This is a genomic window from Paenibacillus abyssi (genome assembly GCF_014640295.1).
GTDB classification, from domain to species: Bacteria; Bacillota; Bacilli; order Paenibacillales; family Paenibacillaceae; genus Paenibacillus_D; species Paenibacillus_D abyssi.
Window position 1 is genome coordinate 122,760 of record NZ_BMGR01000007.1, and the last position, 24,259, is coordinate 147,018.

Genomic DNA, 24,259 nt, shown 5'->3' on the forward strand with positions numbered 1-24,259 from the left:
TATGCAGAGGAGGAAAGGGATGAGATGATGGGGATTATGAATCTTCGAATGAGACGGTTTTTATGGAATCGCATGCTGGATGTTTTGACTTATATGATATTGCTCGTTGCGATCTTCCCGGTCGGCTGGATGGTGCTGACATCGCTCAAGACTTCTTGGGATGCGCAGTCGCTGCCGCCGGTCTGGTTGTTTGTGCCGACCTTCGAAAACTATCAGGCCTTGTTCTCCAGCGGCAGCACCTCCAGCAATTTCGGCGGTTTGCTGTGGAACAGCGTTGTCGTGTCCTTCGTCTCGACCGTGCTTTCCATCGTCTTTGGCGCGCTGGCCGCCTACTCTTTATCGCGATTCAGGCTGAAACGGGGGAAAGACATTGCGATCTGGATCTTGTCGACGCGCATGTTCCCGCCCGCAGCCACTTTAGTGCCCGTGTTTATGATGATGAGCTGGTTTGATCTGATCGACACGTATGCGGCGCTCATTATTCCGTATACGGCTTTTAATCTGTCTTTTGTTGTGTGGATGCTGAAGGGCTTCTTTGACGATATTCCGGTTGACCTGGAAGAATCGGCTATGATCGACGGCTGCTCCAGAATGTCGGCCTTTGTCCGGATCATTCTTCCATTGATCGCTCCGGGACTGGCTGCAACCGCGATTATCTGTTTAATGTTCAGCTGGAATGAATTCATGTTTGCGCTCGTGCTGTCGAGAAATGAGGTCGTGACCGCTCCAGTTATTGCCAATCAGTTCATTACGATGTATGGTGTACAGTGGGGGGAGTTGACCGCGGCTTCCACCTTGATGACCGCTCCTGTCCTCATTTTCGCCATCCTGGTCCGCAATCATATGATTAAAGGTTTGACGATGGGTTCAGTGAAATAACGACAACCGGAGGTTATGGTTATGCAAACAATGAAAGGCGTTGTGTTTCCCGGAAACAAGCAGGTAGAGATCAGAGAATTCCCGATACCCGTGCCTGGACCCGGCGAGGTGCTGGTCCAGATGAAAGCGTCCGCAATCTGCCGCAGCGATATGAGTATTTATTATGGCAATCCGGTGGTGGGCGGAGCGAAAACAGGCGACATTATCCCCGGCCATGAGCCGGCCGGGTTGGTCGTACAGACGGGAGAGGGAGTCAGCTCCATTCAGGTCAATGATCGGGTAGCCGTCTATTTGGCGGTAGGCTGTGGAGAGTGTTCATATTGTAAAAGCGGTTACATGATGTTTTGTCCAGCATGGAAATGTATCGGTTTTGATATCCATGGCGGAGATGCGGACTATATCGTCGTGCCGGAGAAAATGTGCATGAAGCTGCCGGATTCGCTCAGCTATGTGGCGGCTGCTGTATCGACCGATGCGGTGGGCACGCTGTACCATGCGCAAAAGAGATTGCAAATTTCAGGAAAAGATACATTGGTTATCTTCGGGATGGGACCGATGGGCGGTGCCGGCATTCTAGTCGCCAAGGCGATGGGGGCAACCGTCATTGCAGTGGATATGCTGGAGGAACGGCTGGAGATGGCCAAAGAGCTCGGAGCCGATCATATCGTTAACGGTAAAACGGAGGACGTCGTGCAGAAGATTCGCGAGCTGACGGGCCATAAGGGCGCGGATGCAGCGGTTGATTGCTCCGGAAGCCCGATTGCCGAGAATCAGGCGCTCGACTGCGTGAGGCCGCATGGCAGAGTCGCTTTTATCGGTGAAAGCAGGGAGACCGCGATCCGGCCGAGCGATCAGCTGATCCGCAAACAGGTGACGCTGATGGGTTCTTGGTATTTCCCGATCCACGAGTATGAGGAAATTACCGAATTCATCGTTAGAAAGAAAATCCCGGTTGAAAAGCTGGTCACGCATACATTTGCGTTAGAGCAAGCGGAGGAAGCGTTCCGCCTGTTCGATGAAAGAAAAACGGAAAAAGCCGTGTTCGTGTGGTAAAAAACTCAAAAGGGGGAGAATGGTATGAAAGGAATTTCTTTTAATACATGGGTATACAGCGGTTTTCCAAGCTGGCTGCCCTCTTATCCGCTCGATGAGGTGATTCGCCGGTTGTCCGCCATGGGATACGACGGCATAGAGATCGGTTGCGCCAGCCCGCACGCATGGCCGGATCATTTGCCAAAGGAGCGGAGAGCCGAGATTAAAAAGCTGCTGCAAGCAGAGGGCTTGGCCGTTTCGTCGATGCTGCCCGCGCCGGGCGGCGGCCCCGGGGTCAATCCGAGCGCCCCTTCGAAGGAAGAAAGGGACTTCACGGTCCAGCATTATAAAGACGTGATCCGGCTTGCCCATGAGTGGGAATGTCCGACCGTCATCTGGATCGCCGGGTGGGTCGTGTACGGAACGGTACAGCAGCAGGCCTGGAACTACAGCTTGAGCGGCCTGACCGAATGTGCGCGATATGCGAAGGAACTCGGCGTGACGCTGGTCGTGGAGCCGACGCCTACGGACAGCAACCTAGTCGAAACCGCGGATGACGCGCTTTTATTGGCCGAGCAATCCGGGGAAGACAATGTGAAGGTGATGTTCGATACGTTTCATGCGCTCTATCGCAATGAAGTGTCGAGCGATTACGTCTACCGCATGAAGGATAAGCTTCATCATATCCATATCGCGGATACCGACCGCCAGCCGCCGGGCAAGGGCCGCTGCAATTACGATGCCGTGCTGAAGGCGCTAAAGGATATCGATTATAAGGGCTATTTAACGATGGAGGTTGGATTCCATACGAGACAAGCCGATCCGGATTGGTATGCGACCGAGTCGCTGGCGTACCTGAGGAAGAAAGTACAAGAGATAGGGTTAGGCTAAGGGCGTGAAAAAAAGCTGTCTCCCCTCCGAGGGAGACAGCTTTTTGGCGATTACTGCTGTAATCCGTAGATTTCATAGAGCTCGTCAAGCAAGAGATTAGCTGCTTTGACGCCGCCGGCGGTGTTCCAGATGGCATCGCTGACTTTGTAAGCTGTACCGTTCTTCACCGCGCTCAGGTTTTGCCAGAGCGGGTCGTTTGTCCATTCGGTTTCCGTGTGGTTGCCTTTCCCGTCACCGGTATCATACGTGAAGTAGAACAAACGGTCGGCATCTGCCTCCGGCAGGCGCTCTTTCGTAATTTCATCCACAAAGGCGTCTTTTGCGTTCTTCGTCATTTCGGTGCGGGCAAGGCCCAGCTTGTCGAAAATAACGCCTGAGAAGGTATTGGTATGATAGACACGCGTTTTACCGTCCATGAAACGGACGACGGATACGGTCTCGTTCACTTTATCCCCGGCTTTCGCTTTGAAATCGGCAATCCGCTGATCGAACGCGGCCAATACAGCTTCGCCTTCAGCTTTTTTGTTAAGTGCTTCCGCATACAGCATGAAGTTGTTCTGCCATTCGCCGCGCAGATCCTCTGCCATGACAGTCGGCGCGATAGCTTTCAACTGCTCATATACGGCTTCCTGACGCATTTTGTTGCCGATAATCAGATCCGGCTGCAGACCGGCAATAAGCTCAAGGTTCGGCTGGCTTTCATCGCCTACAACCGTAACGCCTTCCATGTCGGCCGCAATATGGTCATACCAAGGGTCGCCTGTCCAAGATTTCACGGCACCGATCGGTTTGACGCCAAGCGCCAGCAGCGCTTCGGTTCCTTCGTTCGTCAAGATAACGACCTTTTGCGGTGTTCCGGTAATTTCCTGTTCGCCCATGGCGTGTTTTACAACATAGGTTTGATTGTCTGCCGGTGCAGCTGCATTAGTCTGCTCGTTGGATGGCGCCGCCGCGCCGGAATTATTAGAAGCTGCAGCATTCGTATTCCCGGGTGACGGTGCCGCATTGCTTCCGCAGCCAGTAAGCACCACGACTAGTATCAACGCCAGCATACCCCACCAAGCTGTAAGGCTGCGATTTTTTTTGATCGAATTTGTAACCATCATTTTCTTCCCCCTACACTGTTTTGAATTTCGAATCATTATTGAAAATGATTATCAATCACAGTTAAAAACTATAAATCCTCGGCGACTTACTGTCAACAACTATTTTGAGAACGATTATCAAAATCATTGACACCTGTTCACTGATCCACTAAAATTCAATTGAACAGATCTTAATAAACGAATTTTTTGTGAAAAAGCAAGTATTATTACCTCTTTGGAAGAAAGTGGACCTTTATGCGTGTTGTTGGCCTGATCCTATCGCTTATCGCGCTTGCTGCCGCTATCGCAGGCAGTATTGCTTTTGGAGTGACGGATATTCCTCTCCGGACGGTCTGGGAATCGTTCACCCAATATAACTCAAGCAATGAACATCTGGTCATTCGTACGACCCGTGTTCCCCGGGCGCTCATAGCGGCCTCAGTCGGTGCCTGCCTGGCGGTCGCCGGGGCGGCCATGCAGGTTGTCACCCGCAATCCGATCGCCTCCCCAAGTACCCTCGGCGTTAACTCAGGAGCCGCGTTTTTTATCGTTTTGTCTGCGGGCTGGCTGGGCGTGTCGGGACTTCAGGCTTTTACCTGGGTTGCGCTGGCCGGGGCGGCTATTAGCGGCGGCATTGTCTTTTTTCTTGGAAGTATTGGAAGAGACGGCATGTCACCGGTTAAGATCACGCTGGCGGGCGCTTCGATGACTGCATTTTTCCACTCGATCACGCAGGGACTGATGTTATCCGACGGTAAAATGTTCGACCAGGTGCTCGTATGGCTGGTCGGCTCGGTTGCCGGACGGGACATGAACCAGCTTATTGCCGTGTGGCCGTATATGGGGGCAGGCATGCTGATCGCGCTGCTGCTCTCCAGGCACTTGAATGTGCTGTCCATGGGCGACGATGTCGCTCAGGGGCTGGGCCAGCGTACCGCACATATTAAGCTATTCGCAGCGGCGGCTGTTATCCTGCTTGCCGGCGGCTCGGTCGCAGTGGCGGGGCCGATTGCATTTGTCGGTATCATCATCCCGCATATCGTCCGTTATCTGGTCGGCACCGATTACCGCTGGATCCTGCCGTACAGCGCGGTGCTCGGCGCAGTATTGCTCGTTACGGCGGATCTGGGTTCCCGTTACATTGCCATGCCGAAGGAAGTGCCCGTCGGAGTAATGACCGCCATTATCGGTGTACCGTTCTTCGTGTACATTGCCAGGAAAGGCAGGCAATCATCATGAGCAAATACAGGTCTTATCGATCTGCCGATTCGAGATTTTCCTTTCTGCTGGAAAGAAGAATGGTATGGGTCGTTTCCATCCTTGGTATGCTGTGTATTGCCGCTATGATCATCAGCACCGGGATCGGCAGCCAATATATTTCACCGTTGGACGTGCTCAAGGCGCTGCTGGGCAAGGCGGAGCCGATGGAGCAGGTCATTGTAGAAAAGCTGAGGCTGCCGCGGATCGTCATCGCGGTGCTCGTCGGAGCGTCGCTGGCCGTTGCAGGTGCGGTCCTGCAGGGAATTATCCGCAACCCGCTTGCTTCGCCTGATGTGACGGGCATTACCGAGGGGGCCTCTCTTGGCGCTGTATTGTTTATCTTCCTGTTCACGGGAACGGTATCGGTACAATGGATGCCGGTGGCGGCGATTGGCGGAGCGTTTACCGTAACTGCGCTGCTGTACATTCTCGCCTGGAAGCAGGGGGTCTCGCCATTGCGGCTCGTCCTGATCGGCATCGGCATATCCGCAGCGATCAAGTCGCTCGCCTATATGTTCATTATCTCGGGCCCGCTGCAGTTAGCCGATCGGTCCCTTACTTTTATGACAGGGAGCATCTACGGCGCTTCCTGGGAGCAAGATGTGCTTACGCTGCTGCCTTGGGCTGTCATTCTGCTGCCGCTTACTTGGCTGCAGGCCCGTAACGTCAATATTCAGGCGCTTGGCGACGATGTCGCAAGCAGTGCCGGGGCCCAGGTGCAGAAGCATCGGCTGCTGCTGCTCACGCTCAGCGTTGCCCTTGCCGGGTCAGCCATCGCAATCGGCGGGGCGATTGCCTTCATCGGGTTGATGGCGCCGCATATCGCCCGCAAGCTGGTGGGCCCTTCATTCGGCAACGTGCTGCCTGTCAGCGCACTGGTCGGCGCGCTGATTCTGCTTATTGCGGATTTGGTCGCGCGAACTGCCTTTTTGCCGCGGGATATACCGGCCGGCGTGTTCACCGCCGCAATCGGAGCGCCTTTTTTCATGTATCTGCTGTACCGTAACCGAAATCGATATTAAATACCGGGAGGAATGCCGTCATGAGTACATTAGAAGCGAAAAGCCTGGGGTTGTCCTACGGAGGCGCCTATATTTTCGAGGATTTGAACTTGGCTGTTCCGGAAGGGAAGATTACCGTGTTCATTGGCAGCAATGGATGCGGCAAATCAACGCTGCTCCGCTCCATGGCGAGGCTTCTGAAGCCGCAGCGCGGAACTGTTGTGCTGAGCGGTTCGGACATTGCCGGCATGTCCACGAAGGAAGTGGCGCGCAAGCTTGCCATTCTTCCCCAAGGGCCTGCTGCCCCGGAAGGCTTGACGGTATTGCAGTTGGTGAAGCAGGGTCGCTATCCGTATCAAAGCTGGCTGAAGCAGTGGTCCCGTGAGGACGAGGCTGCCGTGTTTGCCGCACTTGAAGCGACGGGCATGAACGAGCTTAAGGAGCGCACGGTCGATTCGCTCTCCGGCGGCCAGCGGCAGCGCGCCTGGATTGCGATGACGCTGGCGCAGGAGACGCCGGTTATCCTGCTGGACGAACCGACGACCTATCTGGATCTGACCCATCAGATCGAAGTGCTCGATCTGCTCTATGAATTGAATGTCCGGGAGAAACGGACGATCGTTATGGTACTGCACGATATCAATCTGGCCTGCCGTTATGCAGATCACATCGTTGCTATCCGGCAAGGCAAGATTCAAGCGGCGGGCCGGCCGGAGGAAGTGGTCGACTCCGCCTTAATGGAAGCTGTTTTTCAGCTGAAATGCGAGATCATTCCCGATCCGCTCTATGGAACGCCGCTATGTATCCCGCATGACAAAACCCGGCTGCGGGCGGCCAAGGCTGCGCAGAAACCGGCAGGAGAGACGCGCCGTGAGCCGGTGTCCGGTGAAGAGCTTGTGGGAGTTCGCCGCGCTGACAACGGCGGTTTGGTTATGGCCTAGTGTTCTTGTACTGCCTTGGCGTGAATCCGGTATGCTTTTTAAATATTTTGATGAAGTAGCTTTGGTCATGAAAGTTCAAGCAAGTGCATATCTCGAGCAGTGAATAGTCGGAGAAGGCCAATAATTTTTTGGCTTCTTCGACTTTTTCGCGTTGAATGTATTCGCTAATCGTGATGCAGGTCTCCTTCTTGAATAATTGCGATAAATAGCCGGGACTCAGCCGGGCGGTTTCGGCAAGCTTCGCCAGTGTAATATCCTCGTACAGATGATTGAAAATATAATTCTGGCAGACCGCAATCGCTTTGGAATACTGCATTTTTTTCTGGTTCCGCACACGCTCGGCAAAATCCAACAGCATCTCGGAGCCGGCTTTAATCACCTCGTTAACTTCCTTCAATTCTTCAATGTGCTGGATATACAAATCACTGACGGTATAAGCGATCTCGGGAAATAGACCACCATCGATCGCCGCCCGGGTGGCCAGCGTGACGGAGGAGATCGCCAGGTTTTTCTCATTTCTCAGCCGGCTCTTTTTCGATAAGACGCCAAAGCTTTCCCTGGGCAGGCGATTCCAGTGTTTGATTAATTCTTCCTTTCTTCCGTCCTGGATGCACCGGAAAACATACTTTTCCATCACCGGATTTTGGTGAAACATAAAGCTTTGCCGCCGATTCGACAGACTCAGGTCGATATTTTCGCTGGGGACGGACGGCTGTTCCAAGGGCACATTCGTTTGAATGATATCCGTGATATCCAGCTTGCTGCCATAAATGAGGTGATGAAGCAGCACAGCGGCATGCAGTAACATTATTTTATTTTTCACCGGCAATGAGCGGTAGTAATCGGATAAGGTGTCTCTGTGTTTTCCTGAAATATGATAATCGTTCATAAATCCCCTTAACATCTCCTCCGTCATTTCCGCAACAATGGAGGGGCCCATGACCACCGCGCCGGCAGCACGGCCGTTATGGATCAAGCGGACAGATATATAATGATCGAATACGTTTAATGAGCTCAATACGGGTACGTCGGCAGGAAAGTCATCCGAAGCCAGCCGGCTCTTGAACAGATCGACGGTAGCTGGAAACAAGGGATTGGCAGGCAAGTTTGACGTATATTCTGTTACGGGCTCCATATTCCCGTCCCATAACCAGATTGGAAGCTGGAGGTTATCGTACATGAGCTTGCAGACATATTCGAGCTCATCGAGCTTTGGGGAATATTCCATGAGGGAACCGCCTCTTTTCCTCGGTGCAAAATAATGAGCAGCTTCTAAAATTAACACCATTTTTATAAAAAATATACCATAATGTACACTATATTTTCGCTATAATGATGCTATCGTCAAAATGAAAGCGATTACTTACTATTTAACAGGATAAAGCATATTTCATTGGGTGCGCAGCAAAGACAGGAGGGAAGCGGGATGTACCGGTTGCTTATCGTCGATGATGAAATGATTATTGCCAACGGCATCAAATCGAGCGTGGAATGGGGAGAGCTTGGAATCGTAAGTGTTACGGCGGTGTACAACCTCCGTCAAGCAAAGGCCGCATTCGAGAAACAGCCGATTGATATCATGATTACGGATATTGAAATGCCAAACGGAGACGGATTTGAGCTTTTCGAGTGGGTCCGGGAATTTCACCCGCAGACGGAATGCATCTTTCTCACCTGCCATGCCGATTTTCAATACGCAAAAAAGGCGATCCAGATGGGCAGCCTCGAATATCTGTTGAAGCCGGTACCTGCGGAGGAACTGACGTCCGTCGTAATGAAAGCAACCGGCAAGATCGGCAGGAAGCGCGAATCGCTCTCGATCAGTGAAGCTTACAAGCATTATCATAAGCTCTGGGAAATGCACCAGCCGCTGTTCATCGAACGCTTCTGGCTGGATGTGCTGCATCAATCGATTCCCTCCCGTCTCGACAGCATGATGGAAGTGATCCGGAAACGAAACATACCTTATACCGGGTCTATGCAATTCCGTCCGGTGCTGATCCACATTCAGTACTGGCAAAAGGAATTGACCGCCCGAGAGGAAAAGCTGATGGAATATGCGCTCCGAAACGTGTTAGATGAGCTGCTTATTCAATGTGGCTCGACTACACAAGTCGTCCAAGTGAAGGAGGGCTTGCTCGTCATCAGGGCGATTGAAGATCTGTCGGCGGAAGATAGTGAAGAAGCGAGGAAAACCCTTCAGCAGCAATGCGAAGCTCTGGTAGAGTGCTGCAACCGTTACTTTTACTGCCATCTGTCCTGTTATATAGGCAAAACCGTCCCCATTCAAGAGATGCTGAAAACCTTTCAGGCGTTAGCGGCTTTTCACAAAAATAATGTGAATCTGATCAACCGGGTTGTGTTTGTCGAGGAATGCTCGAAAAAACAATGCAAAGCGCAGCTGCCCCTGCTGCATGTTTGGTCGGAAATGTTAAAAAACGGGGATAAAGATCGGCTCTTTTCCGAGACGCGGCAGTTTCTGGATGCATGGAAGCATGATGAGGGCCTCGATGCCGGGCGGCTGCAACAGTTTTACAAGCAATTCATCCAGATGATCCTTTATACGCTGCAGCAAAGAGGACTGCGGGCCGATGAGATTTATCCTGAACACTTGTCTCCTGAACGAACGTTATCGGCCACCCGGACCGTTCTCGATCTTGAGAATTGGGTGCGGGAAGTGCTTGAGCAGGCGATCGTTCATATCCATAGATTAGAATCAAACGAAACGGTTGTCAGCCGGATCAAGCGGTATATCGCCTTGAACATCGATCAGGAGCTGTCCAGGCAGTATATCGCCGACCATGTCGGGCTGAGCCCGGATTATATCGTCAAATTGTTCAAAAAAGAAACGGGATTGTCCATCTCCGATTATATTATCCAGGAACGGATGAACAGGGCGAAAGATTTTCTGTTAAAAACCGAGCTTCCAATTAGCAGTATCGCCCTTGCCGTCGGCTTTTCCAATTTCGCTTACTTCTCCACTATATTTAAAAAGTCGCTGTCGATGACGCCTCAGGATTTCCGGAAAAATAGGGATAACATCGCGCATAAGGGAATATCAAAATCGGAATAAATGTCGCAAACAGACGGATACAGCTATAACTTTGGAGCAATCGTAAACGATTGCTCTTTCTGCTTATAAGGCATGAACCTTTTAAAGGAGAAATTGGACTTATGTGGATGAAGGCTAAAAACGCGTGCAATTCCATTCGATTCAAATTAATGATCGGTCTGCTGGTTATTATGCTGCCGATTGTTTCTTTGCTGATCTATAACAATTTTTATTCAATGAAGGTTGTGCGGAATCAGGTGGCCCAGTCAAACAGCAATTTGATCAGCTTGTATATGGGGCAGTTGGACCGAAATTTAGAGGATATCGAGAGCATTTTGGTAGAGCTCATTGCGTGGGACACCAGATTGCTTGATCTGGAGCGTTCATCCCATCGTAACATAGACCAATACAATCTGATCAAGCTCAGCTTGTTTCGAACTTTACTGGATAAGAGCGTGTATATTAAAGCGGTCGATTACTTTTATGTCTACACGGCGGACAATAATGATTTTATGCTTATTCCGCGGGATTCGCGGGAGGAGTACCGGATTTTTAATCAGAAACAGCGGATGAAAAGCCACATGGCGGGTGCGCTGCAGGATCAGGATAAGAAGGATCATTACCCAAGCGATCAATGGACAAGCGTACAGATTGGCAATGAATACTATCTTAATCGTGTGATCAAAACCGGCAATGTGTATATCGGTGCGCTGGTTAACGTGAAGAACATTATGGTTCCTCTAAACTATCTGGATATCGGCGCCGATGGGCGATCGCTGCTTGTCAATGAGCGCTATCAGCCGTTGAACGATGTCGCCTTTATTGAGGAGAACGGAATCCAGCTTAAGTATGCCGGAGGCACCTACAGCTTTACGGGAGCCGAGCATCAATATCTGGTCGTCGGCGAGAAATCGGGCAGAGGCGATTTCAGCTTGATCGCGCTCATTCCGGATCGCAACATATTGGAAAAGCTCCCTTATCTGCAGCGGATTATCATGTTCATCGTATGGGGGGCCGTGCTCTATCTTGCGGTATCGCTGCTCGTCTTGCGAAGAGTCGTACTGGCGCCGATCAACCGGATCGTCGTAGAGATGAGAAAGCTCAAGCAGGGTTATTTTATGGCGCGAATCGCCGACCAACCGACCTCAAGCGAATTCGAGCTGATGAACGAAACGTTCAACAGTATGGCTTCGCAAATTCAGCAGTTAAAAATCGATATCTATGAAGAGCAGTTGAATAACCAGAAGGCTGAGCTTAAACATCTGCACCTGCAGATTAATCCCCATTTTTTTCTGAACTCCTTAAATATTGTGTATTATCTGGCCCGGGACAAAAATTTCGCCCTGATTCAGGAGCTCTCCTTATCGCTTATCCAATATTTCCGGTTTATGTTCCGAAGCCATTCGGATGTAGTGCCGCTCCAGGACGAGATCAAATTTACGCAAAATTATTTGCGAATTCAGGAATTTCGATTTCCCGGCAATCTGACCTACCGCATATCGGCCGCGGATTCTTTGCGGGATTGCGCGGTTCCGCCGCTCGTTATCCAGACGTTCGTGGAAAATGCGATTAAGTATGCGATTAATCTGGATGAGCCTGTTCATATCGACATCATCATCGAAGAGATCAAGCAGCATCTCGGCCGGATGAAAATCCGCATTCAGGATACCGGCGGAGGTTTTTCTGAACACATCCTAAAGCAGCTGCAGGAGGATGACAAACCGTTCAGCGATGAAGGCGAAAAGGTAGGCATTTGGAATGTGAAGCAGCGGCTGCGTTTGTTATATCAAGATCAGGCCGATATCACATTTCGCAACGCTCCCGGCGCGGTGGTTGAGATAAACATACCGGTGAATGGACCGCTTCAAGGCCGCTAACGATTCACCGGTAAAAGATGAATTGCAATTCCGCGTCTGGGTTCCAGCTCCCCCCTGACGTTTTTTTTCTTCAATGACGGAAATTCAAAAGTCGGAGGACGGGTTCGTGGTAGTGGCCGTATCGGTTCTCTTATATCATAAGGGTCATGAAGGGAATATAAACAAAGGAGCTGGGGGTATGAGGGTAAGCACGCAAGCACGGGCGCAGGCACCGCTAGAAGCAGAGTCGCAAGCGCAAACCAGGTTGAAAAATTTCAAATCAACGATGAAGCGAATCATGAAATACCGGGTCCTGCTGCTGATGACATTACCGGCTGTAGTGTACTTTTTCATTAACAACTATTTGCCGATGTTCGGTGTGGTTATCGCTTTTAAAAATATAAATTTCGCAGATGGGATCTGGGGCAGCGACTGGATCGGGTTCAAAAACTTCGAGTACCTGTTCAAGACCAATGACGCGTTCATCATTACCCGTAACACGCTGCTGTACAACGTTGTCTTTATCGTGTTGAACACGGTCATTGCCATCGCCCTGGCGATTATGTTAAACGACATCAAGAACCGGTTCTTCTCCCGCACCTACCAAAGCCTGATCCTGCTTCCTTACCTGATTTCCATGGTTATTGTCGGTTATTTAGTCCTCGCTTTGCTGGATGTCGGCAAAGGTTATATGAACAATACGATCCTTCCTTTTATGGGCATGCAGGAAATATCCTGGTACAGCGAAACGAAATATTGGCCGTTTATTTTGACGATTGTGAGCGTGTGGAAAGGCGTCGGATATTTATGCATTATCTATCTGGCGGCGATCATCGGCATTGATCAGGAATATTACGAAGCGGCAACGATTGACGGGGCGAATAAATGGCAGCAGATCAAAAGCATCACCATTCCGCTCATTATGCCGGTCATTACGATCATGACCTTGCTGGCGATCGGCCGGATCTTCTATTCCGACTTCGGTTTGTTTTATCAAGTGCCATTGAACACGGGCGTATTGATGCCTGTCACGCAAACGATCGATACGTACGTATATCGCGCATTGATTAACCTGGGAGATCTGGGGATGTCGTCGGCCGCCGGTTTGTATCAAGCGGTTGTCGGGTTTGTCCTGGTGCTCGTATCCAATTACGTCGTCAACAAAATAAACAGCGATAACGCGCTGTTCTAGAAAAGGGGGATGTATGGTGCAGACAAGCAGGTTGTATCAATGGTCCATTAATATTATCATGTTGATCTTTACGATATTTTGTGTGTTTCCGTTCGTGCTGCTCGTGTCCGCTTCGTTTACCGATGATCTGGAGATTGTCCGGACGGGCTACAAGCTGATCCCTAATCAGTTCAGCACGGCCGCTTACCAATACTTGTGGAATAATTCAGCTGACATCTTCCGTTCCTACGGCATCACGATTTTTATTACGTTCGTCGGTACGCTGGCAGGCATGCTGATGACGACGATGGTCGCTTATCCGCTCTCGCGCAAAGAGCTGCCGTTCCGCAATTTCCTGGCTTTCTATGTATTCTTTACTTTATTGTTTAACGGCGGGCTCGTACCGACCTATCTGCTGTATACGAACTTTTTCGACTTCAAGAATACCATTCTGGCTTTAATTATCCCCGGCCTGCTCGTCAATGGATTTTTCATCATTCTAATGCGTACCTTCTTTGCCACCTCGATCCCGACAGCCGTTATTGAATCCGCCTATATTGACGGGGCGAAGGAATGGAGAGTCTTCTACGGCATCGTGCTCCCGCTGTCGCTGCCGGTACTCGCGACGGTCGGACTCTTCTATGCCATTCTATATTGGAATGACTGGTTTAACGGGCTGATCTACATTACCGACAAAAACTACTTCAGTATTCAAAACCTGTTGAATCGCATCCTGCTTGACCTGCAATTTTTGCAATCGAACACGCAGCAAGTAGGGAAAGGCGCCGAGTTGGTAGCCAAATTACCGCTCGATGCGATGCGCATGGCGATGGCCGTCATCGGGATTATTCCACTGATCTGTGCTTATCCGTTCTTCCAAAAATATTTCGTGAAGGGTCTTACGATTGGAGCGGTCAAAGGGTAAGGCTATCTCCAGCATGCGCTGGTTAGCACATAAATGATAGGGAGGTTATTCAATGCAAAAGGGGAAGAAGCTGACGGTTATATTGTTGGTGATGGTTCTGGCGTTTACAACGCTGCTGGCAGCGTGCAGCTCGAGCAATAATGAGCCTGCAAACACGCCGCAGAACACGGACGCCGCCGCACCGCAGGACACAGAGAATGGCAATTCCGGACTAGAGCCTGTTGAGCTGGTGATGGTATTCCCGGGTCCGGGCGAGCCTCAGGATTTCAAAGAGGTGGAAGCGGCAATCAATGAGGTGACGAAAGAAAAAATCAACGCTACAGTCAAGCTCGTGATGATCGGCTGGGCGGCATGGACCCAACAAACGACGTTGATGCTGGCGGGCAACGAGAAGGTAGATCTCATACTGAGCGGCCTTGGAACTTATACGCAAAACGTAGGCAGAGGTCAATATCTTCCGATGAATGACATGCTTGAAAATGAAGGGAAAGGCATTAAGGAGGCGCTTGACAGCCTGGATCCCGCGTTCCTTGATGCCGTAAAAATAAACGGTGAGGTCTATGCGGTTCCGAGCATCCGCGACTTAGCCGCCGATTATGGGATTACGATGCGCAAGGATTTGGTCGATAAGTACAACATTGACGTCAATGCAATCAAGTCCTATGACGATCTGGACGCTGTATTCCAGATTATAAAAGACAATGAGCCGGATATGATCCCGACAACCAAATATGGAGACACGATTATCGACACCCATCTTAATTACTATAGAGATGCCCTGGATGATGGATTCGGCGTGCTGCCGGATTTGGATAATGGATTGAAGGTTGTCAACTTCTTCGAAACGCCTCAGTATGCAGAGATGCTCAACACTGTAAGAAGATGGTATCAGGCGGGTTATATTGCCAAGGATGCCGCGACAAGCACAGAAACGCAGTACAATATGGTCAAAGCCGGCAAGGCCTTCTCGTTCATGTCCCACATGAAGCCTGGCATTGCGGCACAGGAGTCCAAGAACGTAGGTATGGAACTGATATCTGTTAATTTCCTTCCGGCAACAACCGCGACAGGAAACATCACGTCCATTATGTGGAGTATTGCAAGAAATTCCGAGCATCCGGAACGCGCCATGATGCTGCTTAACCTGCTCTATACCGACCCGGAATTGGTTAATCTGTTCGACTGGGGCATTGAGGGCAAGCATTATGTGAAAACAGATGTAGACAACATCATCGACTATCCGCCTGGAGTGGACGCAGCTAGTCTGGGCTATAACTTGAACTATGGCTGGATGTTCGGCAATCAGTTCCTGTCCCATATCTGGCAAGGAGACAGCCCAACCCTCTGGGATGAGTTGGCTGAATTCAATAAAACCTCTAAGAAATCCAAGGCGCTGGGCTTCAATTATGATTCGGAGCCGGTGAAAACGGAGGTCGCCGCGGTAAGGAACGTGTATGATCAGTACCGTAAAGCGCTGGAGACGGGAACGGTAGACCCGGTTATCGAGCTGCCGAAATATATCAAGCAATTGAAAGCGGCGGGCATCGATAAGATTATAGCCGAGAAACAAAAACAGCTCGATGCATGGGCTGCTGCAAACAACTAGAGCCTATGGCGGTGCGATCGCAATGGATCGCACCGCCATTTCATTGGAATTTGCCGGTATTAATGATTGTGACTTTAACGCTGCATTCAATGTCGGCGCCAGCGTAAGCTTCTTTCCAGTCCAGGCTGTTCCACTCCTTATAACGCATACTGTTGCGGACATGCTGGCCGATGCCTAAGCTGTCCACTTGGTTCGTCTGCATGTGGCGGATTAATTTCATGGCTTCATCTTGTAAATAATCGGATAGCTGGCCTTCTAAGAATGCGATATCCTTCGTATCGTTTAATTCCCGGCTGCCGATATATTCAAGAACCGATCCTTTAAAGTGGAGCCCCAGCAGTACCTTTATTTCACCATTTTGCACCCTCTTCACTTTTACCATGCGGCGGCCGATTACGGAGCTAAGCGTCACGCTCTCTATCTCATTGGCATCTTTAAAATCGACGTTGAGTTCCCCTTGGTTGAGATCTCCGCGCAAACCTGCAAATATCAGGGCATCCTTGAACGATACTTTTGTTCGATATCGGTCATCCCCGAACAATGCGATCCCATCAATCATCAGATGATCTTTATTCATTTTAATGATTGGCGCAACGGGATCAATTCCTTCATCCATCAAATCGCGGGCGAAACTATAAATCGCGATGTCCGGAATGGAGTTATGCTTCTCTTCTTTTTCCAATAAGTCATAAATATATTGTCCGGTAGGCGGCTCATCCGGAAAATCCTTTTTTAATAACTCGGAAGCTTTCCCGTCGACAATAATGATGTTCACTCTTTGTCCGATCGAGGGATCGCGAACGAGTGTATCGATATGAGGCATAAGTCCTTCCGCGGCAAGTTCCATGCCGAACAGCGCATTTCTTAATTGGCCGTTGACAAGGATTCTGCCAGTTTGCCGCGATAACTTCACCCACGCTTGTTTGCTTGATTGGGTAACTGCGGTTAACACTTCTCTTTGTTTGCCAGTCTTTGTGCCGATATTCGGTACACTGGTAGTTACGAGCAGTTTTCTTTCTTCGTTATCCTCTTCTGTATACAAATCATAACTTATGGAATTGGTAAATCCCAGATTCTCCAGTTGCCTTTTGTCTGCAGAGCAGCCGCAAAGCAGCAATAAGGCCATGAATAGGCAGGCAAAGCGTAAGACGCCGCACATATCAGGTTACCTCCTGGCGCTTTTGAATGTTTAAGAGGATGATTAAAACAATCGGGATTAGAAAGTTAAGGCTGATGTGCATCGCAAATAAATAGTGCAGCCAGCGGCTTAGCTTGGTCAGTGTATCCGCAAAGTTCGAGACGATGTAAGTGGCCAAAACAATCATGAAAATGAGAAGCTTCGGATGGGCTTTCGTAAAAATCCGGCCAAGATAGAGCTGAACGATCCAGAACGAAATGATCGTCGTTATCAATACTTTGAAAATAAAAAATATAAACAACAGGTTCTCAAAGCGTTCAACGAAAGGAAGCTCTATAAAGGCAAAGAGATCAAACAAGGGAAAGTTGAGATGCAAGAGCATTGTAAAGCCGAAGAAACCAAAGCTAACTATGCAAACGACGAGATAGACGAGAGATGTATATAGGCTTCCCAAAACGACCGCCCGGAAAAACGGTGAGTTCCGTTCGACATAAGGGATAAGATATAAGCTGACCTCGTAGCCTAGTAGAGATCCCATAATTTGAATGATTCCCTGAATCATACTCGTCTCCCCCTGAAACAGAAACGGCGTCAGCCTTTGCCATTCAAACTCTCCCAGATGATAAAGCATTAAAAAAGGCATCCAACTGGTTAAATAGAAGAAAACAGTAGAAGCTTTGACGATATTATAGATCCCTTTAATGAGCAGAAAGTAAAGCAAAATTTCAAAAAACAGCTTTAATATGTAAGGGGGTGTCGTCTGAAATGAGATCATCTGAAACATTAAAATATATTGTTTTCCAAGCAGGCAGCCGGTAAGGGAGATGACAAAAATAACGAACGCATAGAGAGGGAACAGCACGAATTTGCTGACGGACGATTCCATGATATCAAATACGGAGCGCCCCTTTCCCATGCGATAAACGATATAAAAAAGCGCGATATTTAAACAGACAATGAAAGAAACGACCAACACGGCTAACCAACCGTTTGTGCCAAAATATTCGGCGGTTATACGAGGGAGACTAAATAATCCTACGCCGGATTGAACCATATACATTAACATAAATATATGATAAGGATTGATTTTTTCGCGCAAACCGTCTCACCTCCTGATCTGTTATTATAAAGTTATTTCATTCTCCTTTTATTCGGTGTTTTTACTTGGGAGGGTCTCTTGACGAGCAGCGAGAATGGAAAACGGACAAACGTATCCTTCCAATCATTTGCATTCATTGGGGCAACAGGTGTGAGATACGAGGTGCCCAGATTCGTTAATCCGCATAAATGAATGACAATCAAGGCGATTCCGAACATCAGCCCCCAATTCCCGAAATTTCCGGCCAACACAATCAATCCGAAACGGATCAAGCGAATGGAGGCGCTCATGATGTAACTCGGAATGACAAACGATGCAATCGCTGAAGAAGCAACGGCAATAATCAGGATGTTGCTCGTCAATCCGGCCTGCACGGCCGCTTGCCCTATGACAATACCGCCTACAATGCCGATCGTTTGCCCGATTTTTGAAGGCAATCTTGCGCCGGCTTCGCGAAGCAGTTCAATGGTCAGCTCCATCAGCAGCGCTTCGTATAACGGAGGAAAGGGAACTTTGCTCCGTGATTCCGCCAGATTTAACAATAACGCTTGCGGGATCATCTCATAATGAAAGGTCGTTACGGAAACATAAAAGGCAGTGAAGGTAATCGTGATGATAAAGGCGATGAACCGGAGCAATCGCAGCGCCGTACCCAGCATCCATCGCTGATAGTAATCATCCGGTGAGGAGAAAAACTCAAAGAAATTAGTAGGCGCTGTAAATGCGGATGGGCTGCCTTCAACCAGGCCTGCAATTTTCCCTGCGATTAATTTTGATGCGATGACATCCGTCCTCTCCGAAGTGATAAATTGCGGAAACACGGAATGGGGATGCTCATCGATAAACTGAACAAACATATTTCCTTCAAAAATGCCGTCGGTCTCGATATTTTTAACGCGTTTGATCAATTCTTGCACAAGGCCGTCATTCGCGATCCCTTCGATGTAACAAATATACACACTGGTCTTCGTTATCTCTCCAACAGAGAGCTTTATTGTTTTTAACTTGGAGCTTTTTACCCGCCTGCGGATTAAAGCCAGGTTGGTATTCAAATTTTCCGTAAAAGCATCATGTGGTCCCGTTATAACCGACTCGGTCTCCGATTCTACAACCGCTCTGGAAGCCGGGCCATAGGCGTTAACGACATAAGTGTCGTCCCCATGGAAGACAGCCACCTTGCCATTTAAAATGCTTTCGATCGTTTCAGCTGCGTTTTGCGTCCTTTCAAATTGCGACTGTTTAAATAATCCCTGCAGATCGTTTTTCGTTACTTGATTCAATGGGCGGATCACGTCGCGGTCCAAATCCAGCTTTTCAACAAGATGATCGAAATAAATCAGTGTTATATCCAGTTGAGGAAATGTCCGATATACAATGTCTTCACACTTCTCAAATGCTTTTTGCACCTCGTTGAAGCGGTTTTTCCCACTAGAGCGAAAGAAATTCATATTCTCCTCCTCGGCGATCGTACACAACCATATTTTGATGAAAAATCAGGAAATTATACATAACGAAGCGGGAACTGGGGAAAATGTTCTAAGCGAATAAAAACTGTAAGAAAGTGACGTGAATAGGGTGGAAAAGAAAGCTGTGAAAGAAACCCGTTGCTTTAAAATTTCCCGCGTTTTCCCGACGGATGTTAACAATCATGATACTTTGTTCGGAGGTAAGCTAATGTCGCATATTGACGATATCGCTTCAATATCCGCATCCAAGCTGTGCCGTGTTACAGCCGTTACGGCTTCTACCGATTCCGTGGATTTTCTGCAGCCGATCAGGCCTACGGATTCGGTATCTTTAGAGTCTTTCGTAACTTGGACAGGCAAGAGCTCCATGGAGGTATTTGTGAAAGTGATCCGAGAGGATCTAAGAAGCGGGGAAAGAAAGATTGCTGCGACTTCTTTTCTAACATTTGTGGGCCTGGACGAAGAGAATAAACCGCTGCTCGTCCCGCAAGTCGTGCCGGAGACAGAGGAGGAGAAAAAATTATTCGAAACGGCGGTGCATAGGGCTGAGATGAGGAAACACCGGAGAGAGGAAAGCAAGAAGTTTGCGGATTATTTGCTGACGGTATATCCGTGGGAATAGCCATGGCAAATAAGCTGGTCCATGGTATATTCGATGTACAAAAGAAGCCTCTCCTTTGTTCATGTTTGGTCGTACTTACATGTTAACAAGGAAAGGCTTCTTTTTATTTGTTTTTAGAAAAGAAACGGTTACGCCTAAACGAAGCAGATCGAATGATTCTGCAGAAGCGTCAGCGGTCGCCTTTGTTCCCGGATTCCCACCTCGTCCTATTCATTCAAGGGAATCCGGGAACAACAGCGATCGGAAGAACATTCGACTGCGCAGTGAACGTCTACGCTATGCTCAAGAAAAGGCAGCCTTACACTTTTAATCGAATCCAATATCCATAGACTTCCATAATATGGAGGTTTATTTGTCATGCTCGAAAACATTATAACAAATTTCTGATCTCTTCACTAAGCGGTAGTCTTGACAATGTATTAGCTGGTGGTTTTATGTGTTTTATCATAACTAATAAGCTTAATTGTTATTAAATTTAACAACTTATGTTATTAAAAATAACTTTATTTTTATGTAAACGTTATCTAATAGATAATTTTGGAACTAAATGTTACATATGGTTTGTAGATCTGATCTATATTTGATATATTCTCATAGTCCTAGATTTATATGTTACATAAGTGAACAGACACAATTGGAGAGGGGAAAACATTACATGAAGAAATTCAAATTCATTACTGCATTGGCAGTATGCGGCTTGGCGCTTCAAGTGGCAAGTGCGCCGGTATACGCTGATTATGCCAAGGAGAACGCCTACCAACCGAAAACGCATTACCTTGCCGCTAATTCGGACAATGTCCGCTGGGGGAACCTCGGGATCGGAGAGCCGGCTCTCAGTGTGAATTCCGGCGATATCGTTACGGTGGAGGCTATAACCCATCACTCGGGTGACGATTATGAAAGAATGATTAAAGGAGATGCCGGGGTAGAGGATATCTTTCATTGGACAGCAGACGAGAAGCACGAAGCAGATCGGGCACCCGGCGTTCATATACTCACCGGACCGATCGAAGTGAAGGGAGCCGAGCCGGGCGATGTCCTGGAGGTCCGTATTCTGGATATGAATTTGCGTCCTAGCGGCAATCCGGAGTTCGAAGGGAAAACATACGGCTCCAATGCAGCTGCGAACTGGGGTTTTCTGTACGGTGATATGATTGAAGAGCCTAAGACGCGTGAGGTTATCACGATCTATGAGATGGAATCAGACGGCTCCACGGACTGGGCAAAGGCGGCATTCAGCTACACTTGGACACCGCAAACAGATCCTAACGGCGTGGTTCATGAAACGATCGATTATCCCGGTGTTATCGTAGATCCCGATACCATTGTTAAAAAACATGACATTCTTAAAGATATAAGAGTTCCGGTAAGACTTCATTTCGGTACGATGGGCGTAGCGCCGAGAGAAGCGGATGTTGTGGATTCGATCCCTCCGTCCTATTATGGCGGAAATATCGATGATTGGCGTGTAGGGAAAGGGGGCACTATGTATTATCCTGTAGCAGTTCCCGGTGCGCTGCTTTCCGTGGGTGATCCGCACGCGGCTCAAGGCGATTCGGAGCTGAACGGTACAGCGATTGAAACCTCGCTGACAGGAGATATCCAGGTTATTCTGCACAAGAAAGAAAACTTAAATAGTAAGCTGCAGGATTTGAATTTCCCGCTGCTTGAAACGGAGAAAGAGTGGGTTATTCATGGCTTCAGCTATGCCAACCATCTGGCAGAGCTTGGTGAAGATGCGCAAAAGGCCATTTATGCCAACTCCTCTTTAGACAAAGCGATGAAAGACGCCGCATATAAGACGCGTTTGTTCTTAATGAAGGGTATGGGATTAACGGAAGATGAGGCCTATTCCCTGATGTCGGTATCTGTAGATTATGGTGTTACACAGGTGGTTGATGGAAACTGGGGTGTCCATGCTGTCATCGACAAAACCCTCTTTGCCAAAAAAGAAACCAAATTCGTATCGCTGCGCACCAGCTTTGAAAGAATCGGCGCTGAACTGACATGGGATAACAGGGCGAAAACAATTACCACTACGCACGGAAGCAATGAGCTTGTAATCAAGATCGGTTCGACTGAAGGAAGCTTCAATGGCAAAGCGTTCGAGCTTGTCACACCAGTCAACATTGATAACGGAGTGGCAGTGGCCAATGAGTACTTTGTAGAGATGTACCTTTCTAAACTGTTAACGTCCAGATAATGAGAAAAAGCTAGAATGCCATTCCCTTAGAAGAAGGCCTGCCTGAGTGAAGTTTCGCTCGATGGGCCCCTTCTAAGGGATGTTTTTTTTCTGCTGGTTTTCTAACGGGAGTTCGATTGTAAATGTCGTTCCCTTGCCCTTCTCACTGGTTGCATGGATCCTGCCTCCCATGGAGCGGATGATGCCGAACACGACCATCATGCCAAGTCCGGTTCCTTTTTCTTTCGTTGAAAAATAAGGCTCTCCAAGCCGCTGCAGTTCGTTAGGGGTCATCCCAATACCGGTGTCGGTGATGATGAGCATCATTTTACTGTCGGCTTGAGCCATCTTGATATCGATTTTGCCTCCGTTTGGCATCGCTTCGATGGCGTTTTTCAGGAGGTTCGATATACATTGGTGGAATTTTTGCGGCTCCCCTGTTACGATAAGCTCCTTGTCGTACGATAAATTGAGCTGCACCGACTGCATATTGGCGTAAGGGGTAATAAACTTGACGATTTTGTTCATTTCCAGGGCGACATGAAGCGATGTTGGATTATCAAGCGCCGGCTTGGCAAAGGTTAAATAATCGTTAATCACGTTCTCGGCATGGATTAACTCCTCCTGAGCCATTCTCAGATGCTCTAACGTAATTTCGGGGAGGGGCTGGCGGGTCACAATCTGTAAAAAGCCCTTTGTAACCGTTAAAGGATTTCTTATTTCGTGTGAAACGGCTGCAGCCAGCTCACTGACAATTTTGGCTTTTTCCGATTTGTGCAGGTTCATTTCGATAATGGCATCCCGTTTTAGCTTCTCAATGGAATAAATAATGATGAATAGTCCAATAGACTGAACGACAAATAACTCGGAGGTGATTAATAACACGACAGCAGCATTGGACTGCAGAACGAGAATAAAATAGAGATTGATCAAGATGGACGAGAACAAAGTAAGCAAAGTGGTTAACAAAAATTTATAATGAACAGGTAAGGAATTAAACTTGCTTCTCACAAAGAATAATGCAATGATAAGGCATGAATTAACAAATAGAGCTCCGTAGAACCCCTCACCGCCCCAATAGCTTCTCGCAATGATTAAGGATATAAATATGATAACCCCGGTTGTTCTGCTCACATAAAAAAAGCCGATGATTAAAGGGATCTGCCTTAGATCAAACATATGGTTATCGATTATCGTAATTGGAAAGGTCATGCATAGGATAACGAGTATACTTCCGGCAATGCCTGAAACGATGCTTTTAGCGCGCATGGAGGAATTATTCTTCTTATTTCCAAATAACAGGAATAAGTAAGGGGGGAGGATAACAAACAGTAGATTAATCAGCAGGTCTTTAAATAGATCATCATTCATCTGTGCCGTCACATCCTCTTTGCCATAGTACACTTCAAGATTCGACAGATGCGATCATGACTCCTGTTTTTGTTTGTTTATTACTTTTCTTTCTTATTTCGGGCTTTTACGCACTTGTTTAAACACATCGTGTTTTGCTGGTTCCTCCTCCGGCGCCGGTTCAACTTTTAAAAGCTTCATGAGCTGTTTTTGCGTTACAGGCCTGGCCGATGGGATGAGCTCATAACCGAATTGTCCGTTGATTTCGATCGTACCTGTACGGATATCTGAGAGATTCGATATGCCGTTCTGCCGGATGCGCAGCTCCAATTGTTCAACTGTCATGCGCAGCTTTGATAAATTTTCCATTAATATCATGCCATCTTTAATGACAATGGTGGGTTTGCCGACGAGTATTTTTTGAAAGACGTCTGATTTCAGGGTGATCGATTGAAACACAATCAGTACGGTGATAAAGATCCCCATGGTGAGAATGGTTTTCCATAAGGCGTGCTCGGAGACTGCATGCCCGATTATCGTACCGACAGCGAGCGTTGTAACCAACTCTAACGGCGTCATTTCAGCGACGACTTTCTTTCCTGCAATCCGCAGCAATACAAACCCGGATAAAATAACGATCAATGCTTCCAGAGCGAACATGTTTTAAACATCCCCCGTTAAAAAGAAGTGTTATCAATTATGT

At 48.4% G+C, this 24,259-nt stretch carries 20 protein-coding genes; 13 read left to right on the top strand and 7 right to left on the bottom strand.

The window, feature by feature from the left end; genetic code table 11:
- The first annotated feature begins 24 nt into the window (after positions 1 to 24).
- From IEW11_RS11885 to IEW11_RS11895, 3 genes are read left to right on the top strand one after another with little or no spacing between them, the layout of a single operon-like run.
- Positions 25 to 879 carry a carbohydrate ABC transporter permease gene (locus IEW11_RS11885; RefSeq protein ID WP_188531282.1) on the top strand — a complete coding sequence of 285 codons (855 nt, stop codon included), beginning with the start codon at positions 25 to 27 and terminating at the stop codon, positions 877 to 879.
- A 21-nt stretch (positions 880 to 900) separates the two neighbouring features.
- Entirely contained in the window at positions 901 to 1,932 is a 1,032-nt protein-coding gene (locus IEW11_RS11890) for a zinc-dependent alcohol dehydrogenase family protein (protein ID WP_188531283.1), read from the top strand.
- 24 nt (positions 1,933 to 1,956) lie between these two features.
- Positions 1,957 to 2,802 carry a sugar phosphate isomerase/epimerase family protein gene (locus IEW11_RS11895; RefSeq protein ID WP_188531284.1) on the top strand — a complete coding sequence of 282 codons (846 nt, stop codon included), beginning with the start codon at positions 1,957 to 1,959 and terminating at the stop codon, positions 2,800 to 2,802.
- A 50-nt stretch (positions 2,803 to 2,852) separates the two neighbouring features.
- Here the strand turns inward: IEW11_RS11895 and IEW11_RS11900 are convergent, their stop codons facing one another.
- Complete coding sequence (locus IEW11_RS11900) at positions 2,853 to 3,908, bottom strand: ABC transporter substrate-binding protein (RefSeq protein WP_373289321.1); 1,056 nt, start codon at positions 3,906 to 3,908, stop codon at positions 2,853 to 2,855.
- Positions 3,909 to 4,142: 234 nt separating this feature from the next.
- Here IEW11_RS11900 and IEW11_RS11905 point away from each other — a divergent pair, with 234 nt between their 5' ends.
- Genes IEW11_RS11905 through IEW11_RS11915 form a run of 3 tightly spaced genes read left to right on the top strand, consistent with a single transcriptional unit; the run spans position 4,143 to position 7,089 of the window.
- Positions 4,143 to 5,126, top strand: coding sequence for a FecCD family ABC transporter permease (locus IEW11_RS11905; RefSeq protein WP_188531285.1), 984 nt, complete (start codon positions 4,143 to 4,145; stop codon positions 5,124 to 5,126).
- The gene (locus tag IEW11_RS11910) at positions 5,123 to 6,169 is read left to right on the top strand and encodes a FecCD family ABC transporter permease (RefSeq protein ID WP_188531286.1); all 1,047 of its coding nucleotides are present in this window, start codon (positions 5,123 to 5,125) and stop codon (positions 6,167 to 6,169) included. The genes IEW11_RS11905 and IEW11_RS11910 overlap by 4 nt, the downstream gene beginning before the upstream one ends.
- 20 nt (positions 6,170 to 6,189) lie before the next feature.
- On the top strand, positions 6,190 to 7,089 hold the full coding sequence (locus IEW11_RS11915) for an ABC transporter ATP-binding protein (RefSeq protein ID WP_188531287.1): 900 nt from the start codon (positions 6,190 to 6,192) through the stop codon (positions 7,087 to 7,089).
- Here the strand turns inward: IEW11_RS11915 and IEW11_RS11920 are convergent.
- Positions 7,079 to 8,317, bottom strand: a complete 1,239-nt coding sequence (locus tag IEW11_RS11920; protein ID WP_188531288.1) for a helix-turn-helix domain-containing protein — start codon at positions 8,315 to 8,317, stop codon at positions 7,079 to 7,081. The two genes, IEW11_RS11915 and IEW11_RS11920, sit on opposite strands and share 11 nt — an antisense overlap.
- A 198-nt stretch (positions 8,318 to 8,515) precedes the next feature.
- On the opposite strand from IEW11_RS11920, the gene IEW11_RS11925 reads away from it, so the two are divergent.
- From IEW11_RS11925 to IEW11_RS11945, 5 genes are all read left to right on the top strand, one after another.
- Positions 8,516 to 10,162 carry a response regulator gene (locus IEW11_RS11925; RefSeq protein ID WP_188531289.1) on the top strand — a complete coding sequence of 549 codons (1,647 nt, stop codon included), beginning with the start codon at positions 8,516 to 8,518 and terminating at the stop codon, positions 10,160 to 10,162.
- 101 nt (positions 10,163 to 10,263) lie between these two features.
- A complete protein-coding gene (locus IEW11_RS11930; RefSeq protein ID WP_188531290.1) occupies positions 10,264 to 12,018 on the top strand; it encodes a sensor histidine kinase in 1,755 nt (584 codons plus the stop codon).
- Positions 12,019 to 12,283: 265 nt separating this feature from the next.
- Complete coding sequence (locus IEW11_RS11935) at positions 12,284 to 13,189, top strand: ABC transporter permease (protein WP_188531426.1); 906 nt, start codon at positions 12,284 to 12,286, stop codon at positions 13,187 to 13,189.
- A gap of 13 nt (positions 13,190 to 13,202) precedes the next feature.
- A complete protein-coding gene (locus tag IEW11_RS11940) occupies positions 13,203 to 14,093 on the top strand; it encodes a carbohydrate ABC transporter permease (RefSeq protein ID WP_188531291.1) in 891 nt (296 codons plus the stop codon).
- A gap of 52 nt (positions 14,094 to 14,145) precedes the next feature.
- Positions 14,146 to 15,699, top strand: coding sequence for an ABC transporter substrate-binding protein (locus IEW11_RS11945; protein WP_188531292.1), 1,554 nt, complete (start codon positions 14,146 to 14,148; stop codon positions 15,697 to 15,699).
- A 40-nt stretch (positions 15,700 to 15,739) separates the two neighbouring features.
- Here IEW11_RS11945 and IEW11_RS11950 read toward each other — a convergent pair whose 3' ends face one another.
- From IEW11_RS11950 to IEW11_RS11960, 3 genes are read right to left on the bottom strand one after another with little or no spacing between them, the layout of a single operon-like run.
- Entirely contained in the window at positions 15,740 to 16,858 is a 1,119-nt protein-coding gene (locus IEW11_RS11950) for a Ger(x)C family spore germination protein (RefSeq protein ID WP_188531293.1), read from the bottom strand.
- A 1-nt stretch (position 16,859) separates the two neighbouring features.
- A complete protein-coding gene (locus IEW11_RS11955) occupies positions 16,860 to 17,936 on the bottom strand; it encodes a GerAB/ArcD/ProY family transporter (protein WP_188531294.1) in 1,077 nt (358 codons plus the stop codon).
- 32 nt (positions 17,937 to 17,968) lie between these two features.
- Positions 17,969 to 19,384, bottom strand: a complete 1,416-nt coding sequence (locus IEW11_RS11960) for a spore germination protein (protein WP_188531295.1) — start codon at positions 19,382 to 19,384, stop codon at positions 17,969 to 17,971.
- A gap of 127 nt (positions 19,385 to 19,511) precedes the next feature.
- On the opposite strand from IEW11_RS11960, the gene IEW11_RS11965 reads away from it, so the two are divergent.
- Together IEW11_RS11965 and IEW11_RS11970 are read left to right on the top strand one after the other, a co-directional pair.
- Positions 19,512 to 20,024 (top strand): acyl-CoA thioesterase, encoded by a 513-nt coding sequence (locus tag IEW11_RS11965; RefSeq protein ID WP_188531296.1) that lies wholly within the window; start codon positions 19,512 to 19,514, stop codon positions 20,022 to 20,024.
- Positions 20,025 to 20,679: 655 nt separating this feature from the next.
- The gene (locus tag IEW11_RS11970) at positions 20,680 to 22,227 is read left to right on the top strand and encodes an acetamidase/formamidase family protein (protein WP_229725195.1); all 1,548 of its coding nucleotides are present in this window, start codon (positions 20,680 to 20,682) and stop codon (positions 22,225 to 22,227) included.
- A gap of 72 nt (positions 22,228 to 22,299) precedes the next feature.
- On the opposite strand, the gene IEW11_RS11975 is transcribed toward IEW11_RS11970, so the two are convergent.
- Entirely contained in the window at positions 22,300 to 23,577 is a 1,278-nt protein-coding gene (locus IEW11_RS11975) for an ATP-binding protein (RefSeq protein ID WP_188531298.1), read from the bottom strand.
- A 93-nt stretch (positions 23,578 to 23,670) separates the two neighbouring features.
- A complete protein-coding gene (locus IEW11_RS11980; RefSeq protein WP_188531299.1) occupies positions 23,671 to 24,216 on the bottom strand; it encodes a DUF421 domain-containing protein in 546 nt (181 codons plus the stop codon).
- Between the last annotated feature and the right edge of the window lie 43 nt (positions 24,217 to 24,259).